This window comes from Jatrophihabitans sp., assembly GCF_036388195.1.
Classification (GTDB): Bacteria; Actinomycetota; Actinomycetes; order Mycobacteriales; family Jatrophihabitantaceae; genus Jatrophihabitans_A.
The window spans coordinates 1-21,401 of sequence record NZ_DASVSG010000136.1 but is presented as its reverse complement, the minus strand read 5'-3'; the positions used below and the strand labels follow the sequence as shown (position 1 = coordinate 21,401).

The following is a 21,401-nucleotide window of genomic DNA, read 5'->3' as shown; positions in this document are numbered from 1 at the left end:
GCTCAGCCGGCTCAGGCGGTGAGCTGACCAGATGATCGGAGTCAGTTGCATGTCAGACGATTTCAGCCCCGGCCTCGAGGGCGTCATCGCGTTCGAAACCGAGATCGCCGAGCCGGACAAGGACGGCGGCGCGCTGCGCTACCGCGGTGTCGACATCGAAGAGCTGGTCGGCCACGTCACGTTCGGCAACGTGTGGGCCCTGCTGGTGGACGGCAAGTTCGGGCCCGGGCTGCCGCCGGCCGAGCCGTTCCCGATCCCGGTGCACACCGGCGACGTCCGGGTGGACGTGCAGGCCGCGCTGGCGATGCTCTCCCCCATCTGGGGCTACCGGCCGCTGCTGGACATCAGCGACGACGAGGCCCGCGAGCAGGCCGCCCGCGCCTCGGTGATGGCGCTGTCCTACGTGGCCCAGTCCGCTCGCGGGGTCGGCGCGCCGGCCGTCCCGCAGTCGCGCATCGACCAGTCCCGCACCATCGTCGAGCGGTTCATGACCCGCTGGCGGGGCGAGCCCGACCCCAAGCACGTCGACGCCGTGGACGCCTACTTCGTCTCCGCGGCCGAGCACGGCATGAACGCCTCGACCTTCACCGCCCGGGTGATCGCCTCGACCGGCGCCGACGTGGCCGCGGCGATCTCCGGAGCGATCGGCGCGATGTCCGGACCGCTGCACGGTGGCGCGCCGGCCCGGGTGCTGCCGATGCTGCAGGAGGTCGAGCGGACCGGCGACGCCCGAAAGGTGGTCCGCGACATCCTCGACCGCAAGGAGCGGCTGATGGGCTTCGGCCACCGGGTGTACCGCGCGGAGGACCCGCGGGCCCGGGTGCTGCGCCGTACCTGCAAGGAGCTCGGGGCGGTCCGCTATGACGCCGCGGTGGCCCTGGAGCAGGCGGCCCTGGCGGAGCTGCGCGAGCGCCGGCCCGATCACCCGATCGAGACCAACGTCGAGTTCTGGGCCGCGGTGACCCTGGACTTCGCCCAGGTGCCGCCGCACATGATGCCGGCGCTGTTCAGCTGCGCCCGGACGGCCGGCTGGTGCGCGCACATCATGGAGCAGAAGAAGACCGGGCGGCTGGTCCGGCCGTCGGCTCGCTACATCGGCCCGGACCCGCGCAGCCCGAAGGACGTCGAGGGCTGGGACAACATCGCCCACTCCTGACGGGGAGCCATCCAGGTCCGGGTAGGGGGATTCGCCCGTCGGGGTAGGACAGTTTCCGCCCTGCCCCAAAGGGAGATCGCGCTGCCGGTCGCGGGGCCGCCATCCTGGACGCAGCGGTGTCAGCCGGGTCGGCGTCACAGCGCGGCGACACGTCCGACGGTTAGGGCTCGCACAGGCGCCGCCGGGGTTCTATAGTCGCCCGATCATGGGCAAATACGGTACGGCGGGCTGGCGCAACTGGGCGGGCACCTACGCGGTGACCCCCGCCCGGCTGTACCACCCCAGCTCACCGGACGAGGTCGCTGACGAGGTGCGCCGGGCAGCGGAGGACGAGCTGTCGGTGAAGCCGGTCGGGGCCGGCTACAGCAGCAATGACATCGCGATGACCCGCGGCGTGATGCTGAACCTGTCCAAGCTGAGCGGCATCATCGAGGCCGACGAGCGGACCGGGCTGGTGACGGTCGGCGCCGGGACCACCCTGCGGGAGCTGAACCGCGACCTGTGGAAGCTCGGCCTGTCGCTCAGCTGCCTGGGCAACCTGGACGCCGCGACCATCGCCGGCGCGATCGCCACCGGCACCCACGGCACCGGACGGCGGTTCCCGGGCCTGGCCAGCCAGGTGCGCCGCCTGCAGCTGGTCACGGCCGCCGGGGAGCTGCTGGAGTGCTCGGCCGAGCAGAATCCGGAGCTGTTCGCCGCCGCCCGGGTCAGCCTCGGCGCGCTGGGCATCATCACCGCGGTGACGCTGCAGTGCGAACCGGCCTTCGTCCTGCACTCGGTCGAGGCGCCGGCCGACTACGACGACCTGCTGGAGGTGCTCGCCCGGCTGGAGCTGAAGGACCACTTCGAGTTCCTCTGGTTCCCGCACACCCGCCGGGTGCTGACCAAGGTGCAGACCCGGCTGCCGGTGAACGCCCCATTGCAACCGAAGAGCAGGGCGCGTGGCTGGTACGACGACAAGGTGCTCGGCACCGTGTTCAGCGGCATGAACCGGCTGTCCTCGACGTGGCCGGGCGTGACCGGCAAGGTCAACCGGATGGCCACCAAGGCGCTGCCCGAGCGCAGCTACACCGACCAGGCCCACCGGATCGTCAGCGGGTCGGGCCGGGTGGTGTTCCGCCAGATGGAGTACGCGGTGCCGCGGACGTCGCTGGCCCACGTCCTGGACTCCCTCGACGACTGGCTGCAGCGCTCCGGGGAGCAGATCACCTTCCCGGTCGAGGTCCGGCTGACCGCTGCCGACAACATCCCGCTGTCGCCCGGCTTCGGACGCGAGACCTGCTGGATAGCGGTGCACCAGTACCACCGGCGCCCGCACGACAGGTACTTCCTCGCCGTCGAGGCGATCGCCCGCGAGGTCGACGGCCGCCCGCACTGGGGCAAGCTGCACTACCGGTCGGCGGAGGACCTGGCGCCGGTGTACCCGCTGTTCGACGAGTTCCTGGCGGTGCGCGACACCTACGACCCGGACCGCCGGTTCGGCAACGACTACCTGCGCCGGGTGCTCGGCAGCTGACCTGCTGCAGCAGCTGATGACGTCCGCCGCACGAACCGCGGCAGCAGGCGATCCAGCGCCTGCTAAGGAATGACTGACCGGCTGAGCGTGGTGTCGATCAGCGTGCAGGCGTCCTGGAGCCGGGTGCCCAGGTAGACGCCGGGCAGGTTGCGGCGGCTGCGCAGTGAGGTGAAGGCGTTGCCCGCGTAGAACACCTCGACGCCGAGGACGTTCGCGGCGTGCAGCGATTGGATGGCGCGGGCGCGGCCGGAGTTGAGGTGCGAGACGATGACGACAGCCCCGGCACGGGTCGCGGAGATCGCGGCCTCCAGAGCGGGGACGGACGTTCTCGCCCCCAGCAGGCGAACGGTCCACTGCTGGTAGCGCAGCAGCGCCCCCAACGCTTCCAGGCCGATGGTGTGCAGATCGGTCGGCCCGCAGGCCAGCACGATGGGCGTCGGGCGGACGGGCGCCGGGGCGTAGGCGGACAGGGCTTCCAGCCAGGCCCGCGACGCCTCGGTGGCGAGGTGTTCCTGTTCCACGTCGCAGCGTCCGGTCTGCCACCACAGCCCGACCTGCCGCATCGCCGGCAGCAGCACGTCGTCCAGGCAGGCCGCCAGGCCCAGTGCTTCGTGAGCCCGGGTCAGGTGCTGGCGCACGGCGATGGGGTCCGAGCGTTCGGAGGCGGCGAGGAGGTCGTTGACGAACTCGCTGCCTGCGCCGGTGAGCTGGAGCAGGTCGCGCACCGACTGCGCGGCCAGGCTCGCTCGTTTGCCTCGGGCTATCTCATCACGCATCAGTCTGAGGCCGTGCAGTTCCGCGGGGGAGTACCGCCGGTGCTTGCCCGCCCCTCGCGAGGACTGGGGCAGGTTGTACCGAAGCTCCCAGGAGCGCAAGGTCGGCATCGGTACGCCGAGTTGGCGTGCCGCCTCAGCGATCGGCACACCCAGGGACGCGCTGGGGGACTCCTCGCCGGCTCCGGGCGCCACCATCAGCCCCGACGTGCCGGGTCTGCCAGGCGGTCGTGCGGAGGGTTGCCGGCCGGGCTGCGCATCGGGTCCACCGAGGAGGGGTGCCGGCGCATGAGAGGAGGTTATCGTCCTGGATCCACGGTGGCGAGAATGAGCGACGCCGCGGCCTGCAACCGGGTTCCGAGGTAGGTCCCGGGCACGTCGCGGCGCAGCTCGGGGGTCGCGAAGGCGTTCCCGGCATAGAACAGGTCCGGCACCCATTCCTGAGCCGTCCACAGTGACTCAGCGGCGCGGTCCCGGTTGACCCGCAGATGCGACACGATCACGACCGCCGCCGGGAGGCTGGCTCGGATGGCCGTGACGAGCGTGCGGGAAGACACCCGGGCGCCAAGCAGGCGACAGTCCTGCCCCTGGTAGCGCAGCAGGATGCCTAGCGCCTCCAAGCCGAGGCTGTGCTCGTCCGTCGGCCCGCACGCCAGCACCACAGGTGAGCCGCCATCAGGTTCGGGCACCAGGACCTCGTGGCTCTGGAGCCATCCCCGCGCGCATTCGGTGGCGAGCCGCTCCTTCTCGATGCTGCAGTGCCCGCTCTGCCAGAGGGCCCCGATCGCTCGCATCCCGGGCAGCAGGACGCCATCGAGGCACTCGCCCAGATCGCACGCCTCGGTGGCCTGCTGGAGCGTCAGGCGCATCGCTGCCGGGTCATCGCGCAGGAACGCCGACAGGAACCGGGCAGCGAACTCGGCGGGCTGATCGGCCAGACCTGCGCTGGAGCCACGGCCGGGCTGCGGGTGGCTCATCTAGCGCGTCTGGTCGCGCGACCGTCAAGCGGCAGCACAGCGGGCGGACAGAACATGGAAAGCCTCTCGGGGGTCGGCCCTGCCCATCCTTCTGAGCGCGCGGCGGCAGCGACAAGGGGATCGGTCGCGCAAGAACCGCAATGCATAGTTTGGAACCGCCTTGCAGCCACCGTTGTGGGGGAACATTCAACCGGGCTCAGCGCCGAAGCCCGCCGCTGCGTTCCACGGCCCCACGCCATCTGGCATCGGACCGGGCACTTCACCTCGGAGATTTTCATGAGCACTCAAACCGCGCCCCTCGTCGAGCATCGAGCGTCCTCCGGCGGGCGGTCCGATCTGGAGCTGATCCTTCGGGCCCTGGACGGGCTGGTGGCTTCTGCCGAACCCGCGGTCGTGTTCACCAGCGTCACCCGGCTGTGCGTACCCCTGCTGTGCGATGCCGCCAGCGCCACCATCGTCACCGCCGATCAGCAGGCGTACCAGACCAAATGGCCGTGGCACGAGGCCGACCCGGATGCCGCGCTCGTCAGCAGGACGATGGCCGGCCGGCAGCTGGTCAGCCACAACGCGGTGCTGACGCCGATAGCGGGCCTCAGCACCGAAGGCGGTCCCGACTACCGGGGCGTCCTGGCACTGAACTTCCACACCTCCAGCCCCAGCCCCAGCCATGCCGTGCTCGCCCAACTCGTCGTCGAGCGTGCGGTGGCGGTGATCGAGCGCGAGCGTCTGGCCGATGTGGTGACGGCCCAACGGGCCCAGGCCGACCATCTCCGCATCGCGTTGGCGTCCAATCGGCAGATCGGCGCCGCCATCGGGATACTCATGGCCAGCCGCAAGCTGACCAGCGAGCACGCTTTCGACCTCCTGCGCCTGGTCAGCCAGCACAGGCACCGCAAGCTCTACGACGTCGCCCTCGAGGTGATCGAGACCGGAACGGTCGAGCTGCCCACCAGCCTCACCAGGACGACGCCCGCGAACGGGACCGTCGCAGCGGTGACCCCGCCGGAGCCACGCCAATTCATGCCCCTGCAGCCCGAAGCCTCGACGCCTGCCTCGAACTGAGGCTGAGCAGCCGGGTCAGGGCACGAAGACCCAGTCGCGAAAGCTTCCGTAGGACCGGACGAACTCCGCTGCGTCCCGGAGAACGCCCGACACCCGGTCACCTTCTGGTCCGGCTACCCGATCACCGGCGATATCGCCGGCAAGGTCGAGGTTTCGCGCCAATCGTTCGATCGGAAAGCCCCGTGACTCCAGGACGCTGGCCAACCACGCGACATCGTCCTTCATGTCGCTGCCGTCGTTGACCGCCCCGACGGCCCAGTTCAGCAGGTGCTGGTTGTCATGGACGCACCAGGCGTTGCCGGCCTCGCCGTAGCGCTGCTCCTCGTCAGGGAACTCTTCGCGGTAGCGGTGGCAGATCGCGGTAGCCAGGACAACGAGATCCAGCGCTCGGCCATCGGCGAGGACCGCGGACACCGGCGCGGCGTCGCCGCCGCTGGGTGGCAGTAGCGGACGTGCGCTCACTGGGCGAGGACCTCGTAGGTCTGTTGCAGGTGCTCGAGCCGTTCGAGCTTGATCGCTCTCCTCAGGCTCGGATCCATCCGCTCGTGTGACACCCGGTGGTCTTCGCTCTTCAGGTACGCCGTGAAGCAGTCCCGGTTGCGCCACCTGCTGACCATGAGCACCTCAGCAGGGTCACGGTCCGAACGCCAGACCTGCAGATCGATGAAGCCGTCGTGACCCTCGACCAGGCCCGCACGCTGGGTGAAGGCGGCGATCAGCTCATCGGAGCGTTCGATCGCCACCCGCAGGCGCGACACCGAGACGTACATGGCGGGAACGGTCATGGGACTGTACCTCGTGGTTGCGGCGATCGGTGGCCCATGCGCGCAAGGTCGGCGACGACGGCGGAACGCGCCCACCCTACGGGCGCCGATGACCCGTGTCACCACCCCCAGCTCCGACCGCCGGTGAGGCGTGCGCGATGACGGGTGCTCAGGCGGCCGGGTTGACGGGGCAGTTCTGGTAGACCGCCAGCAGCCACTTCCGGTTGCGCTTGACCAGGATCCAGGACGCCTGGATGGCAGCGGAGTCGGGCAGCTCGGTCTGGCCGGCGGGGATCACCCCGCCCCTGGTGATCAGCGCCACGGCCCCGGCCTGCAGCGGCTTGATGTCGATGGGCGCTCCGGTGACCCTGGTGCCCTGGTAGGCGCCGGCGTACTCCCTCGCCATGTACTCCCGGATGTTGTCCTTGCCCTTCTGGTAGAGCCCGGGCAGCATCAGCGTGCCGTCGTCGGTGAACAGGTCGGCGAAGGCGTCGGCATCGTGTGCCGCCCACGCCGCCACCATCCGCGCCGGGACTGCCGCGATGGCGGCCTGGTCGGCGGCGGACGGGCCGGCGCCGCGGGCAGCAGGCTTGGCAGCCGTTGCGCCGTTGGAGGTGGCCGGCTTGGCTGTTGAACCGGTTTTGGCGGCGGCCGGCTTGCGCGCCGAACCGGTGCTGGGGGTGGCCGACTTGCTCGCGGTCATGGATGTTCTCGCTTTCCGTTCGGGTTGACGATGGGGGTGCTGGGAGGGGCGGTGACCTGCCCTGGCGCTGCTCGACTCGACCGTCGCATCAGTCGGTGAGGTGATGCACCTTCGGTAGTGCGGGCTCGCCGCCACGCCCGGCTGGGATACTGGGCCGGTGAGCCACCCCGAGCCCTATCCGGTGATCCCCGCCGAGCTGCTGCCCCGGGACGGCCGGTTCGGCTCCGGGCCGTCCAAGGTCCCGGCAGACACCCTGCGCCGCTTCGGCGAGCGGGCCGGCCGGGTGCTGGGCACCTCCCACCGCCAGCCACCGGTGAAGTCGCTCGTCGGCCGCATCCGGTTCGGGCTGACCACCCTGTTCCGGCTGCCGGCCGGCTACCAGGTGGTGCTGGGCAACGGCGGCTCGACCACGTTCTGGGACGCGGCGGCGTTCTCCCTGGTCCGCCACCGCAGCCAGCACGTCACCATCGGGGAGTTCTCCGCCAAGTTCGCCGCCGTCACCCGGGGCGCGCCGTTCCTGGACGAGCCCAGCCTGCGCTCGGCAGCGCCCGGGTCGGCCGCCTACCCCGAGTACGAGGACGGCATCGACACCTACGCCTGGCCGCAGAACGAGACCTCGACCGGGGTGATGCTCGACGTCCGCCGGGTGGCCGGCGCGGACGGGGCGCTGCACCTGGTGGACGCCACCTCCGCCGCGGCGGGGCTGCCGGTCGACGTCACCCAGAGCGACGTCTACTACTTCGCGCCGCAGAAGGGCTTCGCCGGGGAGGGCGGCCTGTGGATCGCCTTCTTCTCCCCCGCCGCGCTGGACCGGGCGGCCGAGCTGCGCGCGTCCGGCCGCTGGATCCCGCCGTCGCTGGATCTGGTCACCGCCATCGACAACAGCGCCAAGGACCAGACCTACAACACCCCGGCGATCGCCACCCTGTGGCTGCTGGCGCATCAGATCGAGGATCTGCTGGAGCGCGGCGGGCTGGCCTACAGCACCGGCCGCAGCGCCGAGTCCGCGGCCCGGCTGTACTCCTGGGCCGAGAAGTCCTCGTTCGCCGGCCCGTTCGTGCCCGATCCGGCGGTGCGCAGCTCGGTGGTGGCGACCATCGACTTCGCGTCCGAGATCGACGCCGGCCGACTGGCGAAGGCGCTGCGCGCCAACGGCATCGTCGACACCGAGCCCTACCGCGGGCTGGCCCGCAACCAGCTGCGGATCGGGATGTACCCGGCCGTGGATGCCGACGACGTCTCGGCGCTGACGTCCTGCATCGACTGGCTGGCGCCCCGGCTGGGCTGACCGGCCCCGGCACGCACAGCCATCTGTGGCAACCACGGCGTGGACAGTCACGTTCTGCGGCGGGTCACCGTATCGTCGCGGGCATGCGAGCGCTGCGTCTGATCGGTCCCGGTGAGGACGGCACGTCCCTGATCGTGGAAGCGGTCGAAGCGGGCAGCCTGGAGGGTGAGCGCTTCACCCTGTCGCTGGATGAGCGGCTGCGCGCCATGGCCAGCGCTCGCTCCGATCTGAAGACCGAGACGCCGGCCGAGACGCCGGCAGAGAGCAGCGGCCCGGTGCCGACTCCCCGTGAGATCCAGGTTCGAGTACGAGCCGGCGAGACTGCCCAGGCGGTCGCCGACGAGGCCGGCATCCCGCTGGAGCGGGTGATGCGCTTTGCCTTCCCGGTGCTGCAGGAACGCGTCCGGGTCACCGACGAGGCGCGTCGCGCCCGGGCCAGGCGGGGCGGCGACGGCCTGCTGACGCCGTTCGGGGAGTTGATCGACAGCCGGCTGGGACGCCATGGCGTCGACCCGGCGTCGGTGCGCTGGGATGCCTACCGGCGCGAGGACGGCGGCTGGACCGTCACCGCGGAGTTCACCAGCCCGCACGAGCGCACCGTGCTGGCGAAGTTCTCCTTCGCGCTGCTGAACCGCACCGTCTCGGCGCTGGACGACATCGCCGCCGACCTGCTGTCGGACCGGCCGGTGCAGGCGCTGCTGATCCCCTCGGTGACTCCCGAACCGGTCGCCGAAGAGCCGGTCGCCGAGGAGCCCGCGCCCGACTGGGCGCCGGATTGGGACGCCCCGCCCCCGCCGCCCCGGCTGACCGCGGTGCCCAATCCCAGCCCCGCCGAAGCGCCCCGGCCGCAGGAAGCCAGCCCTGCGGTACGGTCGCCGTCGCGACGGCAGAAGGCGCACACCCGGCCGGTCCCGGTCGCTGCCGATGACGAGCTGTTCGACCAGGACGCCTTCGAGCAGCCCTGGCACGAGCCGCAGCTGCCGTTCGAAGCCGACGCTGGCCGCGGCGCGGCTGCCAGCTCGCCGCGCCACCGGGCTCAGCGGGCTCGCGACGCCGAACCGCGTCCGGATGCGGCGGCGCTGGCCGGAGTGGACATCGCCGAGGACGAGGCGGCCGGCTCCGAGCGCGCTGAGCCGGAGAGCCACGGTGCTCCGCGCCTGGTGCCCGCCGGTGTGGAGCCCGCAGTCGAGGCGGCTGAGCCCCGTTCCGAGCCCGCCCCGATCAGCGCGGCCGCCAGCACCGGATCGACCTCCGGGGAGGCTGCCGCCAGCCGCCCGGCCGAGGTGGCGGTGGCCGGCGACTCACAGCGACGCGGCCGGCGCTCGGAGAAGCCCCGGATGCCGTCCTGGGACGACATCCTGCTCGGCGTGCGGCACAAGTCCGACTGAGCCGAGCGCCCTAGAACAAAGCCGAGGAGCGCCTAAAAGCAACGCGGGAGCGCCTAAAACCATTCGCCCGTTGTCGGTGCGCCGTCGTAGGGTGAATCACCGTGGCACTAGGAGCGGACGACGCAGCAGCGGCCGGCTCCTCAGCCGGATCGCACGCCTCCGTGCGCGGTCTGCTGCGGCTGTGGCCCTGGCTTCGTCCCTACCGCGGCTACCTGATCTTCATGCTGGTGATCGCCACCCTGGCGATGATCGTCCAGTCGATCCTCCCCCTCATCACCGCCGCCCTGATCGACGGGCCGATCGCCCGGCAGGAGCCGTCCGGGATGTACCCGCTGATCGGGCTGGCATTGCTGTTCGGGGTCCTCGAGGCGGTGCTCTTCGGCATCCGGCGGTGGGCGATGAACATCTCGTCGCTGGCCATCGAGACCGACCTGCGGCGGGACTTCTACCGGCACTTGCAGCGGTTGCCCGTCAGCTTCCACGACCGGTGGCCGTCCGGTCAGCTGCTGTCGCGGGTGACCAGCGACCTGAGCATGCTGCGCCGGTTCGTCGGCTTCATGGCGGTCTTCGTGGTGGCCAACCTGGCCGTGATCGTGGTGGTGCTGGCACTGATGATCCGGCTGCACCCGATGCTGGGCCTGGCCGTCCTCGTGGCGATGCTGCCGCTGGCGGTGACCACCAGGCACTTCGAGCGGCGCTACAACATCGAGGCCCGCAAGGCCCAGGACCTGACCGGTGACCTGGCCACCGGCGTCGAGGAGTCGGTGCTGGGGATCCGGGTGGTCAAGTCCTTCGGCCGCCGTGGTCAGCTGCTGCAGAACTTCACCGGCGATGCGGTCCGGTTGCGCGATGCCGAGCTGGGAAAGAACCGGACGCTGGCCACCCTGTGGACGATCATCGGCACCTACCCGCAGGTGGTGCTCGCCGGGGTGACCGGCTTCGGGGTGCTGGCGGTCTCCCGCGGCTCGCTCAGCCAGGGTGACCTGGTCGCGTTCATCACCCTGCAGCTGCGGCTGAACTGGCCGCTGATGGCGATGGGCTGGCTGATCGCCGGCACCGAGGAGACCGTCGCGGCGACCGCCCGGCTGTTCGAGGTGTTCGACACCGCCAGCGACATCACCGATCCACCCGAGCCGGTGCGCCTGGCCGGCCCGGGCAACCAGCCGGCCCGGCTGCAGTTCGACAACGTCTGCTTCCGGTTTCCGGGGGCGGCCGAGGACACCCTGCACGGGCTGAACCTCGACATCGCGCCGGGCGAGACGATGGCGCTGGTCGGCCCCACCGGCTCGGGCAAGACCGTGCTCACCTCGCTGGTGTCCCGGCTGCACGACGTCACCGGCGGCGCGGTCCTGATCGAGGGCGTGCCGGTGAGCCAGCTCGCCCTGGCGGAGCTGCGCCGCACCGTCAGCACCGCCTTCGAGGACGCCACCCTGTTCTCGGCCAGCGTCCGGGAGAACCTCAGCCTGGGACGCCCGGAGGCCACCGACGCCGAGATCGCCGAGGCGATCGACATCGCCCAGGCCGGCTTCGTGTACGAGCTGCCGTACGGCCTGGAAACCCGGGTGGGTGAGCAGGGCCTGTCGCTGTCGGGCGGCCAGCGGCAGCGGCTGGCGCTGGCCCGGGCGGTGCTCGGCCGGCCCCGGGTGCTGGTGCTCGACGACCCGCTGTCGGCGCTGGACGTGCACACCGAGGCCCAGGTGGAGAAGGCGCTGCGCCGGGTGCTGGGGGCGACCACCGCCCTGGTGGTGGCTCACCGCGCCTCGACGGTGCTGCTCGCCGACCGGGTCGCGCTGCTGGACGGCGGCCGGATCACCGCGGTCGGGACGCACAGCGAGCTGATGGCGGCCAACCCGTCCTACCGGAGCCTGCTGTCCCAGGACGGCGTCTTCACCGTCGAGAGCACCGACCGCACCGCCGACGTCGAGGAGGCCCGGGTATGACCACCGAGCTGCCCGTCGACGCGAGCTCCGAACAGCCGGCGCCGGTGCCGGTCGTCCAATGGCGCGGCCGGTATGACCGCAAGGAGGCCGAGGACGAGCAGGCCGTGGTCCCTGAGGGCCGGCCGCGTCTGGACCCGGAGGCCCGGCGGCTGCTGTTCGAGCTGATCCGGCCCTACCGGCGCCAGGTCTTCATCCTGCTGGCCCTGGTGATCGGGCAGGTCGTCACCACGATGGCCGCGCCGCTGCTGATCGGGCTGGCCATCGACCACGGCCTGCCCGACGCCCTGGACGGCGACTACCGGACCCTGCTGCAGCTGAGCATCGCGCTGGTCACAGCCGCCACGGTCGCCGGCGTGCTGCAGTGGGTGTTCCTGCGCCGCACCGGCGTCGTGGGCCAAGCGGTGCTGTTCGACCTGCGACGCCGGGTCTTCGACCACACCCAGCGGTTGAGCGTCTCCTGGCACGAGCGGTTCACCTCGGGCCGGGTGATCAGCCGGCTGACCTCCGACATCGACACCTTGCGCGAGCTGCTGGACTCCAGCCTGGACGGGCTGCTGCTCGCGATGCTCAACATCGTGGTGATCTCGGTCGTGATGCTGGTGCTCGATCCCTGGCTGGCCCTGATCGCGCTGATCGCGCTGATCCCGCTCTTCCTGCTGTTCCGGTGGTTCTCGGCGCACTCCACGGTGGCGTTCCGGCGCACCCGGGAGAGCGTGGCGCTGCTGATCGTGCAGTTCGTCGAGACCTTCAACGGCATCCGGGCGGTGCAGGCGTTCCGGCGGGAGCCCCGCAACGACGCCATCTTCGAGGGCTTGAACAACGACTACCGCGACGCCAACCGCGCGGTGTTCAACCTCCACGCGATCTTCATCCCGGGTGTGACCCTGATCGGCAACATCGCGACCGTCACGGTGCTCTTCGCCGGCGGGTACCGGGTGGCTCAGGGTGGTTTGGCGCTCGGCGTGCTGACCGCGTTCCTGCTGTACCTGCGGGAGTTCTACGGCCCGATGGAGGACGTCGCGATCTTCTACAACTCGCTGCAGTCGGCGACCGCCGCGATGGAGAAGCTGGCGCTGGTGCTGGCCGAGGAGCCGGCGGTGCCCGAGCCCACCAACCCGGCGCCGTTGCCGCATCCCACGGCCGGGGAGATCCGTTTCGACTCGGTGGAGTTCAGCTACGACCCGAAGGCCGAGCGTCCGGTCACGGTGCTGCACGAGCTCGACCTGTGCATCTCCAGCGGCCAGACGGTGGCGCTGGTCGGCGCCACCGGCGCGGGCAAGACCACCATCGCCAAGCTGATCAGCCGGTTTTACGACCCGACCGAGGGCCAGGTGCGCCTGGACGGCGTCGCGCTGAACGAGCTGTCGGACTTCGACCTGCACACCGCGGTCGTGATGATCACCCAGGACGGTTTCCTGTTCTCGGGCTCGGTGGCCGACAACATCGCCTTCGGCCGGCCGGGCGCGTCCCGGGCCGAGATCGAGCAGGCAGCCCGGGCGGTCGGCGCCGATGAGTTCATCCGGCGGCTGCCGGCCGGCTATGACACCGACGTCCGCAAGCGCGGCGGCCGGCTGTCGGCCGGCCAGCGGCAGCTGATCGCCTTCGCCCGGGCGTTCCTGGCCGACCCGGCGGTGCTGATCCTGGACGAGGCCACCTCCAGCCTGGACATCCCGACCGAGCGGGCGGTGCAGCGGGCGCTGCGCACGGTGCTGCGCGGGCGTACCGCGCTGATCATCGCGCACCGGCTCTCCACGGTGGCGATCGCCGACCGGGTGCTGGTGCTCGATGCCGGCCGGGTCGTCGAGGACGGCGCCCCGGCCGACCTGATCGCCACCGCGAACGGCCGGTACGCCGCGCTGCACACCGCCTGGCTGGACTCGCTGGTCTAGCTTCCGGTGGGCTCGATCGTTGGCCGCCTAGCAGGGGCGGCTCGCCGTGCTCGCTCTGCAGTGCGGCCAACGATCCGCACGCGGGCCGGTAACGCCACTGACCCGCAAACCCGGTTGACCGGTGCGGGACAGTCAGGTCATGACCGACGCCTTCGACCTGGTGGATGCCCAGCTCCGATCCTGGGTCGAGGAGCGGGACTTCTCCGGAATCGCCGCGGTCCGCCGTGGCGGGATCGTCGAGTTCGAGGGCTGTTACGGCCTGGCGAACAGGTCGGACTCGGTGCCGATCACCCCGCGGACCCGGTTCGGGTTGGCGTCGGTGTCGAAGATGTTCACCGCGGCGGCCGTGGCCACGCTGGTCCGGGACGGCCGGGTCGCGTTCGACACGCCCGTGGTGTCCGTGCTGCCCGCGGATCGCCGGCCGGCGACGCTGCGGCCGGAGGTGACCGTGCACCACCTGCTCACCCACACCTCCGGCATCGCCGACTATGCCGAGGAGGAGGATGAGGACTTCGACTACGGCGCGCTGTGGACGGACCGGCCGGTGGCCGGGATGCTGCGGCCGGCGGACTTCCTGCCGCTGTTCGGCGACCTGGAGCCCTACCGGGCGCCGGGCGGCGCCTGGCAGTACTCGAACGCCGGCTTCATCGTCCTCGCGCTGCTCGTCGAGGAGCTGGCCGGGCAGCCGTTCGCCGAGGCCGTCGGCGAGCGGGTGCTCGGGCCCGCGGGCATGACCGCGAGCGGCTACTTCCGCTCCGACGAGGCGCGGCCGGACATCGCGGTCGCATACCTGGAGCGGGCCTGCCGCGACGAGCCGTGGCGCACCAACGCGCACGCCATACCGGTCGTCGGCGGCGGGGACGGCGGGGCGTACTCGACCGCAGCGGATCTCGACCGGTTCCTCCGCGCCTACGACGACGGCTCGCTGTTCGGGCCGGCGCTGCGCGAGGAGATGCTGACGCCCCGCGCGACCGTCGAGCCAGGGCTCGAGTACGGCTACGGCGTGTACCTGGTCGGCGGGCGCTTCGGGCACGCCGGCGGTGACCCGGGGGTGGCCGCGATCGCGCAGCGGCTGTCCGCGGCCGACCTGTCCGTCGCGGTGCTGTGCAACGTGGAGGCGCCGGTCGTGGCGGTCCGCAACCAGCTGCTGGCTGCGACTACCGGGGCCTGAGCTGTTCGCTGTCAGCGAGCAGCCGCCGCCGGGCTGCTGCACCGGACCGAGCCGGGGGCGCCACGCCGGCTCGTTGAGGTCGTCGGATGCGTGGCGAACCACGGGTGATCGCCCTCGGACCGGCCTGACCGAAACCAACCCGCCAAGGCGTCCACGCCGTAGAGTCCCGCCCACAGCGCGCGTTAGGCCACAGCGGCCTGCGATCGCACCCACTGTCGACAATAGGGGTCGTCCATGCGTATTCCTCGAAGGTTCCTCGCGGCAGCGGCGGTCGCCCCGCTGCTGGCTTCGGTGATGGTGGTGCTGACGCCCGGGGTGGCCGAAGCCGTCACCTGTGGCCAGGGCTGGTCGGACAAGGACAAGACCGGCTCGGGCTTTCCCGACGGTCCGGGCAACGGCGAAGTCATGATGCACACCGGCATGTACGGCGCCTGCCCATCGGCCGGAACTGTCAATGGCATCAGGCTCTGGTACCACTGCTACCGGGTCAACTCCTACGGCCACACCTGGACCCACGTCCGGGTGGACGGGACGACCGCCAAGGGCTGGGTGTACGACGCCTACCTGAGCAACAACGGCTCCATCTACCACTGCTGATCAGCTACGGATGATTGTGCGGCCCCCACGGGCATGTACCGCGCAGCTCACTCCGACGGCTCGATCTGACCAGGACGAGCTTCGTCCTCTGCCGTTCACCGTCAGCGATCACGGGCAAAGCTGCATACCACGTGGTATGCAACGCGGTAGGCCGGATTCCGTGAGCACCCAGATCGCCATCCGGCTCGCGAGCAGGAACTCGCGGCCCTGGACCGCGAGGTGGCCGAGGGGCGTGCCGCCAGCCGGGCCGACGCGGTCCGACGTGGCATCGCCTACCTCGACCGCGCCCAGCGCTACCGCGGCGAGGAGCAGACCCTGCTTGAGCTGGCCCGGACCATCGACGTGGTCTACCCCGACTTCGAGGCGCTGTACGACCTGCCACATCCGAAGCTCGACTGAATGCGAGCCATTGCCCTGGTACGCCTGGACAAGCCATGCCCCGCGGTGATCCTCACCCGGCCGACGGTGCTGCACCTGATCGGCTGGGTGACCGTCGCGCCGATCACCAGCACCATCCGCGGCCTGGTCAGCGAAGTGCCGGTCGGCTCGCGCAACGGCCTCGACCACGACAGCGTGGTCAGCTGCGACACCATCACCACGGTCCGGCAGGACGCGGTCGGAGCCACCATCGGCCTGCTGTTCGATGACCAGGAACCGGCGCTGGCCAGGGCGATCAGCGATGCCTTCCAGCTCTACCTGACGTGAGCCAGGCCTGAGCCGACCGAAGGACCGGCGAGGCGGAGCCAGCGCCGGTCCTTCCGAGCTCGGCTGCCCTACGGCTTGACGACCAGCGCGCTCCCGCCGCCCAGCCGGACCGGCTCCGCCGCGGCCTGGAACCGGCCACCCGGCAGGAACTGGATGCCGGTGGCGTTACCGATGTACTGATCCCGGGGCAGCACCGGCCCGGTCTGCTGCCGGAACTGCTCGCCGTACTTCGAGATCAGCTGCTGTGCCTCCGGGGTGGCCAGGAAGGCCGGCTCGGCATCGGTGAGCGCCCCGTTGCGCTGGCTGGCCCGGGGCGCGGCGATCGCGTCCGGCAGGCTCATCCCGAAGTCGATCCGGTTGACCAGGATCTGCAGCACGGTGGTGATGATGGTCGCGCCACCCGGCGAGCCGACGGTGAAGTACGGCGCGCCGTCCTTGAGCACGATGGTCGGGTTCATGCTCGAGCGCGGCCGCTTGCCCGGCGCGGGCAGGTTGGGGTCGTACACGCCGGGCGCCGACGGGGCGAAGTCGAAGTCCGTCATCTCGTTGTTGAGCAGGAAGCCACGGCCCGGCACGGTGATGCCGCTGCCGGCCAGCTGCTCGATGGTGTTGGTGTAGCTGACGACGTTGCCCCACTTGTCGGCGGTCACCAGGTGGTTGGTCTGGGTGCCCTCGTGCACCGGGTGCTGGGCTGCGGTCGGAGCGGAGCAGCCGGTGTACGGCGGGAACGGCTTGCCCGGGGCGGCCGGGGAGGTCAGCGCGGTGTTGCCGATCAGGCAGCTGCGGGTGGCGGCGTAGGCCGGGTCCAGCAGAGCGGCCTGGGGCACCGGCTCGTAGTCGGCGTCGCCGATGTAGGCATTGCGGTCGGCGAAGGCCAGCCGGGACGCCTCCAGGTAGTGGAACAGCGCCGCGGCCCGTGACTCGGTGGACAGGTTCCAGCGGCTCAGGATGTTGAGCGCCTCACCGGTGGTGATGCCACCGCTGGACGGCGGCGCCATGCCGTAGATGTCCAGGCCCCGGTAGGTCACGTGGGTCGGCGTGCGCAGCTTGGCGGTGTAGTTCTCGACATCGCGCGCGGTCATGATGCCCGGCCGCACGGTGACCGGGGCGCCCGAGTACACCGGCGGGTGCTGCACGGTACGGGCGATCTCCCTACCCAACGGGCCCTCGTAGAGGTAGTCAGCTCCATGGCTGGCCAGCTTCTGGTACGTGCGCGCCAGGTCGGGGTTGCGGAACCGGGAGCCGACCGGCAGCGGCTGGCCGTCCTTGGTGAGGAACAGCTTGCGGCTGCTGGTGAAGGCCTGCAGGGCGGCCAGCGCCTTCTGCTCCTGCTGGTTGAAGTCCGCGGTGACCGGGAACCCGCGCTTGGCGATCCGGATGGCGGGCTTGAGGTCGGCGGCCAGGCTCTTCTTGCCGTACAGCTCCACCGCCTTGGCCCAGGTGGCCACCATTCCCGGCACGCCGACCGACAGGCCCGAGATGCGGGCGTCGGAGAAGGCATACGGCTGGCCGGTCGCCGGATCGATGAACAGCTTCGGGGTGCAGGCCGCCGGGCACATCTCGCGGCCGTCGATGGTGATGACCTGCTTGGTCTTGGCCAGGTAGATCATCATGAACCCGCCGCCACCCGGGCCGGCCACGAACGGCTGGGTCACCCCGAGCGCGCTGGCCACCGCGACCGCGGCGTCGACGGCATTGCCGCCGGATTTGAGGATCTCGATACCGGCCTTGCTCGCGTTGAATTCGGCCGAGGCAACCGCCCCGCCGCTGCCGGTGGCCACCGGCGTCTTGGTGTAGCTGGGCCGGGACGGCTTGGCGATGGCCGACGAGCCGGTCGTGACGAGGGTGGTGGCTGCCATCGCCGTGATCGCCACCGAAGCTGTGAGCAGACGAGAATTCACTTGGGGACCCCCAGGGGAAGGAATAGGCCTCCCTAGCCGTACTCGGGTGCTCCACAGGTGTCAACACGCAGCGCTACCGGCTGGTTGCGGGATCTGCCGGGGGAACCCAGCCGCGAGACGCAAGCCGGCGCTACGGGGCAGCCGGAAGGGCCTCTAAACACTGTGCGGTATCACAGTATCCGGATAGCATGAGCAGAATGTCCGATAGCTCCGATCCCTGCCATGAAGGAGATCCCATGCTCCGCAAGCTGCTTGTCGTGCTGGCTGCCCTCGCAACGACCTTGGGTCTGATGGTGCCTACCGCCGGCAGCGCCTCGGCGCTGGGTGGAGAGTGGCTCGGCTGCTGGGCCACCCCCGGGGACGAGTCGGGCTACAGCTCCGAATGCTGGGGCGGCGCCACCGGCGGCTACGTCAGGGTCGACTTCGTGGTGCAGGACGAGACCGCGCCTTCGACCTACAGCTGGTCGGTGCCAGCGGCATACCAAAGCAAGATCACGTCGGGATGCTCGTCAACCCAGCACCTCTGCTCGCTGACAGTGCCGGCTGCTTCCCACCAGATCTCGGTGTCAGTCACCCTCACCCAAGGCGGGACCACCGCAACCCACACCGCGGTCGCCTACATCGACCGTTCCTGCGGCTGGTGGTGCTGATGATGGCGAGCCCTCCGGCCACCTGATCGGTGGGGAGCTAGAACGCGCTCTGATCGCCCGGGTGAGCCTGCGCCTCAGCCGGTCAGGTGGGCCAGCGCCACCGCACCGGCCGTCGCGACATTGAGCGAGTCCACCCCGTCGGCCATCGGGATCCGGACCCACTCGTCGGCTGCGGCCAGCGCGGCGTCGGAGAGCCCCGGCCCCTCGGCGCCCAGCAGCAGCGCCCAGCGGCTCGGCGGCGAGAGCCGCGCCAGCGGGGTGGCCGCCGGCCGCGGCGTCATCGCCAGCAACCGCACGCCGGCCTCGCGCAGCAGCTCCAGCGAGGCCGGCCACGGACGGTCGAGCACCGCGAAGCCGACGCCGAAGACGTGGCCCATCGAGACCCGCACCGACCGGCGGTACAGCGGATCGGCGCAGCGCGGGTCCAGCAGCACGGCATCGACGCCGAAGGCTGCGCTGTTGCGGAACACCGCTCCCAGGTTCTCGTAGTCGTTGATCGACTCCAGCACCACGAACCGGCTGCCGGCCGCGATCAGCGACTCGGCGGCCACAGGCGGGGGCCGGTCCGCCGAAGCCAGCACGCCCCGGGTCACCCGGAAGCCGACCACGTCCGACAGCGTCCACTTGTCGACCTCGTAGGCCTCGACGTCCAGGGCGGCGAGCAGCGGCGCCAGCGCCTCGAGCTTGGCCGGCACTCCGACCACGGCCCGGATCCGGTAGGGCGAGCGGGCCAGGCGCTGCACCACGTTGACGCCCTCGGCGATGATCACGCCGCGCTGGGGCAGCCGGTCGGCCCGCATCAGGTCCCGGAAGTCGTCCAGCCTGGGGTCGGCGGGATCGGGGACCGGGGTGGAGCCGCTCACCCGGAGAACGGGTGCGGCGACCGCAGCCGGTCGATCACCTGGGCCGATCCGACGTGGCGGTGCCGGGCCAGGTAGCCGGCCACCAGCAGGGTCGCGACCAGGCAGATCAGCCCGCCGCCGAGCATTCCCCAGCGTGGGCCGAACACCTCGGCCACCCAGCCGACGATGGGCGCCCCGATCGGCGTTCCACCCATGAAGCACAGGATGTAGAGGCCCATCACCCTGCCACGCATGGTCGGTTCGACACCCAACTGCACGGTCGCGTTGGCCGATTGGGCCAGCGTGATCATGGCGAATCCGGCCGGGATCAGCGCCAGCGCCGTCAGCCCGAAGGTCGGCATCAGCCCTGCCAGCAGCTCGGTGAGGCTGAATGCCAGCGCCGCGCCGACCAGGAACAGCCGGGTGGGCCGGCGACGCCGGGTGGTGGCTCCCAGTGCTCCCAGCGTCGCCCCGATCGCCAGCATGGTCGACAGCAGCCCGTAGGAGTCGGCGCCCCGATGGAACACCTGCTTGGCGACCAGCGCGATGCTGATCTGGTAGTTCATCCCGAACGTGCCGACGATGAACATCAGCAGCATCGGCAGGACCAGGTCTGAGCGCTTGGCCACGTAGCGGATCGCCGCCCGGTACTGGCCGGACCCGCGCCGCACCCGGTCGCTGACGGCCAGCTCGGCCGAGCGCATCAGCGCCAGGCCCGCGAGCACCGCGAGAGACGACGCGGCGTTGCCCAGGAACGCCCAGCCGGTGCCGAAGAGGGAGATCACCACGCCGGCGATGGCGGGGCCGAGGATTCTGGCCAGGTTGAAGCTGGTGGAGTTCAGCGCCACCGCGTTCGGCAGATCTTCGGGCCCGACCATCTCCACCACGAATGCCTGCCGGATCGGGCCGTCGAGCGCCGAGAACACGCCGACCACCCCGGCCAGCACCAGGACGTGCCAGAGCGCGATCACGCCGCTGAGATCGAGCACTCCCAGCACCAGCGCGGCGATCCCCATTCCCGCCTGGGTGCCGAGCATCAGCTTGCGCTTGTTGCCGCGGTCAGCCAGCGCGCCGCCGTAGAGCGAGAGCAGCAGGGCCGGGGCGAACTGCAGGGCGGTGACGATGCCCAGCACCGTGCCGGAATTGGTCAGCTGCAGCACCAGCCAGTCCTGGGCGATCCACTGCGCCCAGGTGCCGGTCAGCGAGACGAGCTGGCCGAAGAAGTACAGCCGGTAGTTGCGGACGGCCAGCGAGCGCAACGGACCGGGCCAGCCGAGTAGCCGGCGAGAGGGATCCGTCGCGGTCGCCCCGGCCGGCGTGCGGTCCACCGGCGAGGCGTTCACCGGCGGCAGGCCGACCTCGGCGGCGGGCTCGTCGGCGGCGGCGCCCGGCAGCTCTACGGCCGTCACTCCGATCCCAGCCTGTCCAGGACTTCGACCGCCTCACCGAGCTTGCGCAGGTCCTCTGCCGAGAACTCGACCAGCCGCTTGGCCAGCCACTCGTCCCGGGCCCTGGTCTCTTCGGCCAGCAGGTCGCGCCCGGCCGGGGTGATCTCGATGATCGACTGCCGCCGGTCGTCCGGATGGGACGAGCGCTGCACCCAGCCCGCGCTCTCCAGCGAGGCCAGGATCTTCGTCATCGACGGCGGCTGGACCCGCTCGATGGCGGCGATCTCACCCGCGCTCAGCGGCCCGCACTTGCAGACGGTGGCCAGCGCCGACAGCTGGGACAGGGTCACCGCGGTGTTCACCCGTTGCGAGCGGAGCCGGCGGGCAGTCCGCAGCAGCGCCAGCCGCAGCGCCGAGGCAAGCTCGGCTTGGCCCGGTGATGGCTGACTCACATTATTAGCCTAGCTAACAAAAACTGCGGTTGCCAGCGCCGGGCGAGGCGCTCAGCTGATGCCGAATGCCGACTTCAGCGGCTCGATCGCGAAGTAGATGGCGAAGAACGTCGCGACCGCCCACATCAGCGGATGCACCACCCGGGCCTTGCCGACGGCCACCTGCAGCACCACGTAGCTGACGAAGCCCGCCCCCACCCCGTTTACGATCGAGTAGGTGAACGGCATCAGCACGATGG

At 70.9% G+C, this 21,401-nt stretch carries 21 protein-coding genes and 2 pseudogenes; 12 read left to right on the top strand and 11 right to left on the bottom strand.

The genetic code is table 11. From position 1 onward, the window contains the following. Positions 1-49: 49 nt before the first annotated feature. Together VF612_RS14105 and VF612_RS14100 are read left to right on the top strand one after the other, a co-directional pair. Entirely contained in the window at positions 50-1,156 is a 1,107-nt protein-coding gene (locus VF612_RS14105) for a citrate synthase 2 (RefSeq protein WP_408660484.1), read from the top strand. A 205-nt stretch (positions 1,157-1,361) separates the two neighbouring features. Then, entirely contained in the window at positions 1,362-2,672 is a 1,311-nt protein-coding gene (locus VF612_RS14100; RefSeq protein ID WP_408660483.1) for a D-arabinono-1,4-lactone oxidase, read from the top strand. A gap of 62 nt (positions 2,673-2,734) precedes the next feature. On the opposite strand, the gene VF612_RS14095 is transcribed toward VF612_RS14100, so the two are convergent. The 3 genes and pseudogenes from VF612_RS14095 to VF612_RS14085 form a co-directional block, all read right to left on the bottom strand. Continuing rightward, on the bottom strand, positions 2,735-3,448 hold the full coding sequence (locus tag VF612_RS14095) for a cobalamin B12-binding domain-containing protein (RefSeq protein ID WP_408660505.1): 714 nt from the start codon (positions 3,446-3,448) through the stop codon (positions 2,735-2,737). Between the two features lie 3 nt (positions 3,449-3,451). Then, a pseudogene (locus tag VF612_RS14090) lies at positions 3,452-3,643 on the bottom strand (MerR family DNA-binding transcriptional regulator); the annotation flags it as partial. 101 nt (positions 3,644-3,744) lie between these two features. Further along, positions 3,745-4,422 (bottom strand): cobalamin B12-binding domain-containing protein, encoded by a 678-nt coding sequence (locus VF612_RS14085; RefSeq protein ID WP_408660482.1) that lies wholly within the window; start codon positions 4,420-4,422, stop codon positions 3,745-3,747. A 54-nt stretch (positions 4,423-4,476) separates the two neighbouring features. Between VF612_RS14085 and VF612_RS14080 the strand changes: the two genes are divergently transcribed. Then, on the top strand, positions 4,477-5,484 hold the full coding sequence (locus tag VF612_RS14080) for an ANTAR domain-containing protein (RefSeq protein ID WP_408660481.1): 1,008 nt from the start codon (positions 4,477-4,479) through the stop codon (positions 5,482-5,484). 15 nt (positions 5,485-5,499) lie between these two features. Here VF612_RS14080 and VF612_RS14075 read toward each other — a convergent pair whose 3' ends face one another. From VF612_RS14075 to VF612_RS14065, 3 genes are all read right to left on the bottom strand, one after another. Further along, a complete protein-coding gene (locus VF612_RS14075; RefSeq protein ID WP_408660480.1) occupies positions 5,500-5,946 on the bottom strand; it encodes a hypothetical protein in 447 nt (148 codons plus the stop codon). Next, positions 5,943-6,269 carry an antibiotic biosynthesis monooxygenase family protein gene (locus VF612_RS14070; protein WP_408660479.1) on the bottom strand — a complete coding sequence of 109 codons (327 nt, stop codon included), beginning with the start codon at positions 6,267-6,269 and terminating at the stop codon, positions 5,943-5,945. Before VF612_RS14070 ends, VF612_RS14075 begins: the two co-directional genes overlap by 4 nt. Before the next feature lie 148 nt (positions 6,270-6,417). Further along, entirely contained in the window at positions 6,418-6,951 is a 534-nt protein-coding gene (locus tag VF612_RS14065) for an SgcJ/EcaC family oxidoreductase (RefSeq protein WP_408660478.1), read from the bottom strand. Positions 6,952-7,108: 157 nt separating this feature from the next. Here VF612_RS14065 and serC point away from each other — a divergent pair, with 157 nt between their 5' ends. The 8 genes from serC (at position 7,109) to VF612_RS14025 (ending at position 15,929) form a co-directional block, all read left to right on the top strand. Further along, positions 7,109-8,239, top strand: a complete 1,131-nt coding sequence (serC, locus tag VF612_RS14060) for a phosphoserine transaminase (RefSeq protein WP_408660477.1) — start codon at positions 7,109-7,111, stop codon at positions 8,237-8,239. Between the two features lie 83 nt (positions 8,240-8,322). Beyond that, positions 8,323-9,627: a septation protein SepH gene (gene sepH, locus VF612_RS14055; RefSeq protein ID WP_408660476.1), complete on the top strand. Its 1,305-nt coding sequence runs from the start codon at positions 8,323-8,325 to the stop codon at positions 9,625-9,627. 101 nt (positions 9,628-9,728) lie between these two features. Next, entirely contained in the window at positions 9,729-11,567 is a 1,839-nt protein-coding gene (locus tag VF612_RS14050) for an ABC transporter ATP-binding protein (protein ID WP_408660475.1), read from the top strand. Then, positions 11,564-13,456: an ABC transporter ATP-binding protein gene (locus VF612_RS14045; RefSeq protein ID WP_408660474.1), complete on the top strand. Its 1,893-nt coding sequence runs from the start codon at positions 11,564-11,566 to the stop codon at positions 13,454-13,456. The genes VF612_RS14050 and VF612_RS14045 overlap by 4 nt, the downstream gene beginning before the upstream one ends. 139 nt (positions 13,457-13,595) lie before the next feature. After that, entirely contained in the window at positions 13,596-14,627 is a 1,032-nt protein-coding gene (locus tag VF612_RS14040) for a serine hydrolase domain-containing protein (RefSeq protein ID WP_408660473.1), read from the top strand. Between the two features lie 234 nt (positions 14,628-14,861). Next, entirely contained in the window at positions 14,862-15,224 is a 363-nt protein-coding gene (locus tag VF612_RS14035; RefSeq protein ID WP_408660472.1) for an SH3 domain-containing protein, read from the top strand. 219 nt (positions 15,225-15,443) lie between these two features. Beyond that, positions 15,444-15,623 (top strand): hypothetical protein, encoded by a 180-nt coding sequence (locus tag VF612_RS14030; protein ID WP_408660471.1) that lies wholly within the window; start codon positions 15,444-15,446, stop codon positions 15,621-15,623. After that, positions 15,624-15,929: a type II toxin-antitoxin system PemK/MazF family toxin gene (locus VF612_RS14025; RefSeq protein ID WP_408660470.1), complete on the top strand. Its 306-nt coding sequence runs from the start codon at positions 15,624-15,626 to the stop codon at positions 15,927-15,929. A gap of 68 nt (positions 15,930-15,997) precedes the next feature. Here the strand turns inward: VF612_RS14025 and ggt are convergent, their stop codons facing one another. Further along, entirely contained in the window at positions 15,998-17,788 is a 1,791-nt protein-coding gene (gene ggt / locus VF612_RS14020) for a gamma-glutamyltransferase (protein ID WP_408660469.1), read from the bottom strand. 278 nt (positions 17,789-18,066) lie between these two features. Between ggt and VF612_RS14015 the strand changes: the two genes are divergently transcribed. Further along, positions 18,067-18,480, top strand: a complete 414-nt coding sequence (locus VF612_RS14015) for a hypothetical protein (RefSeq protein WP_408660468.1) — start codon at positions 18,067-18,069, stop codon at positions 18,478-18,480. Positions 18,481-18,554: 74 nt separating this feature from the next. Here the strand turns inward: VF612_RS14015 and VF612_RS14010 are convergent, their stop codons facing one another. The 4 genes and pseudogenes from VF612_RS14010 to VF612_RS13995 form a co-directional block, all read right to left on the bottom strand. Beyond that, entirely contained in the window at positions 18,555-19,280 is a 726-nt protein-coding gene (locus tag VF612_RS14010) for a TrmH family RNA methyltransferase (RefSeq protein ID WP_408660504.1), read from the bottom strand. Positions 19,281-19,339: 59 nt separating this feature from the next. Continuing rightward, complete coding sequence (locus VF612_RS14005) at positions 19,340-20,731, bottom strand: MFS transporter (RefSeq protein WP_408660467.1); 1,392 nt, start codon at positions 20,729-20,731, stop codon at positions 19,340-19,342. Beyond that, positions 20,728-21,162 carry a MarR family winged helix-turn-helix transcriptional regulator gene (locus VF612_RS14000; protein ID WP_408660466.1) on the bottom strand — a complete coding sequence of 145 codons (435 nt, stop codon included), beginning with the start codon at positions 21,160-21,162 and terminating at the stop codon, positions 20,728-20,730. Before VF612_RS14000 ends, VF612_RS14005 begins: the two co-directional genes overlap by 4 nt. 51 nt (positions 21,163-21,213) lie before the next feature. Beyond that, positions 21,214-21,401 (bottom strand): annotated as a pseudogene (locus VF612_RS13995) (NCS2 family permease); the annotation flags it as partial.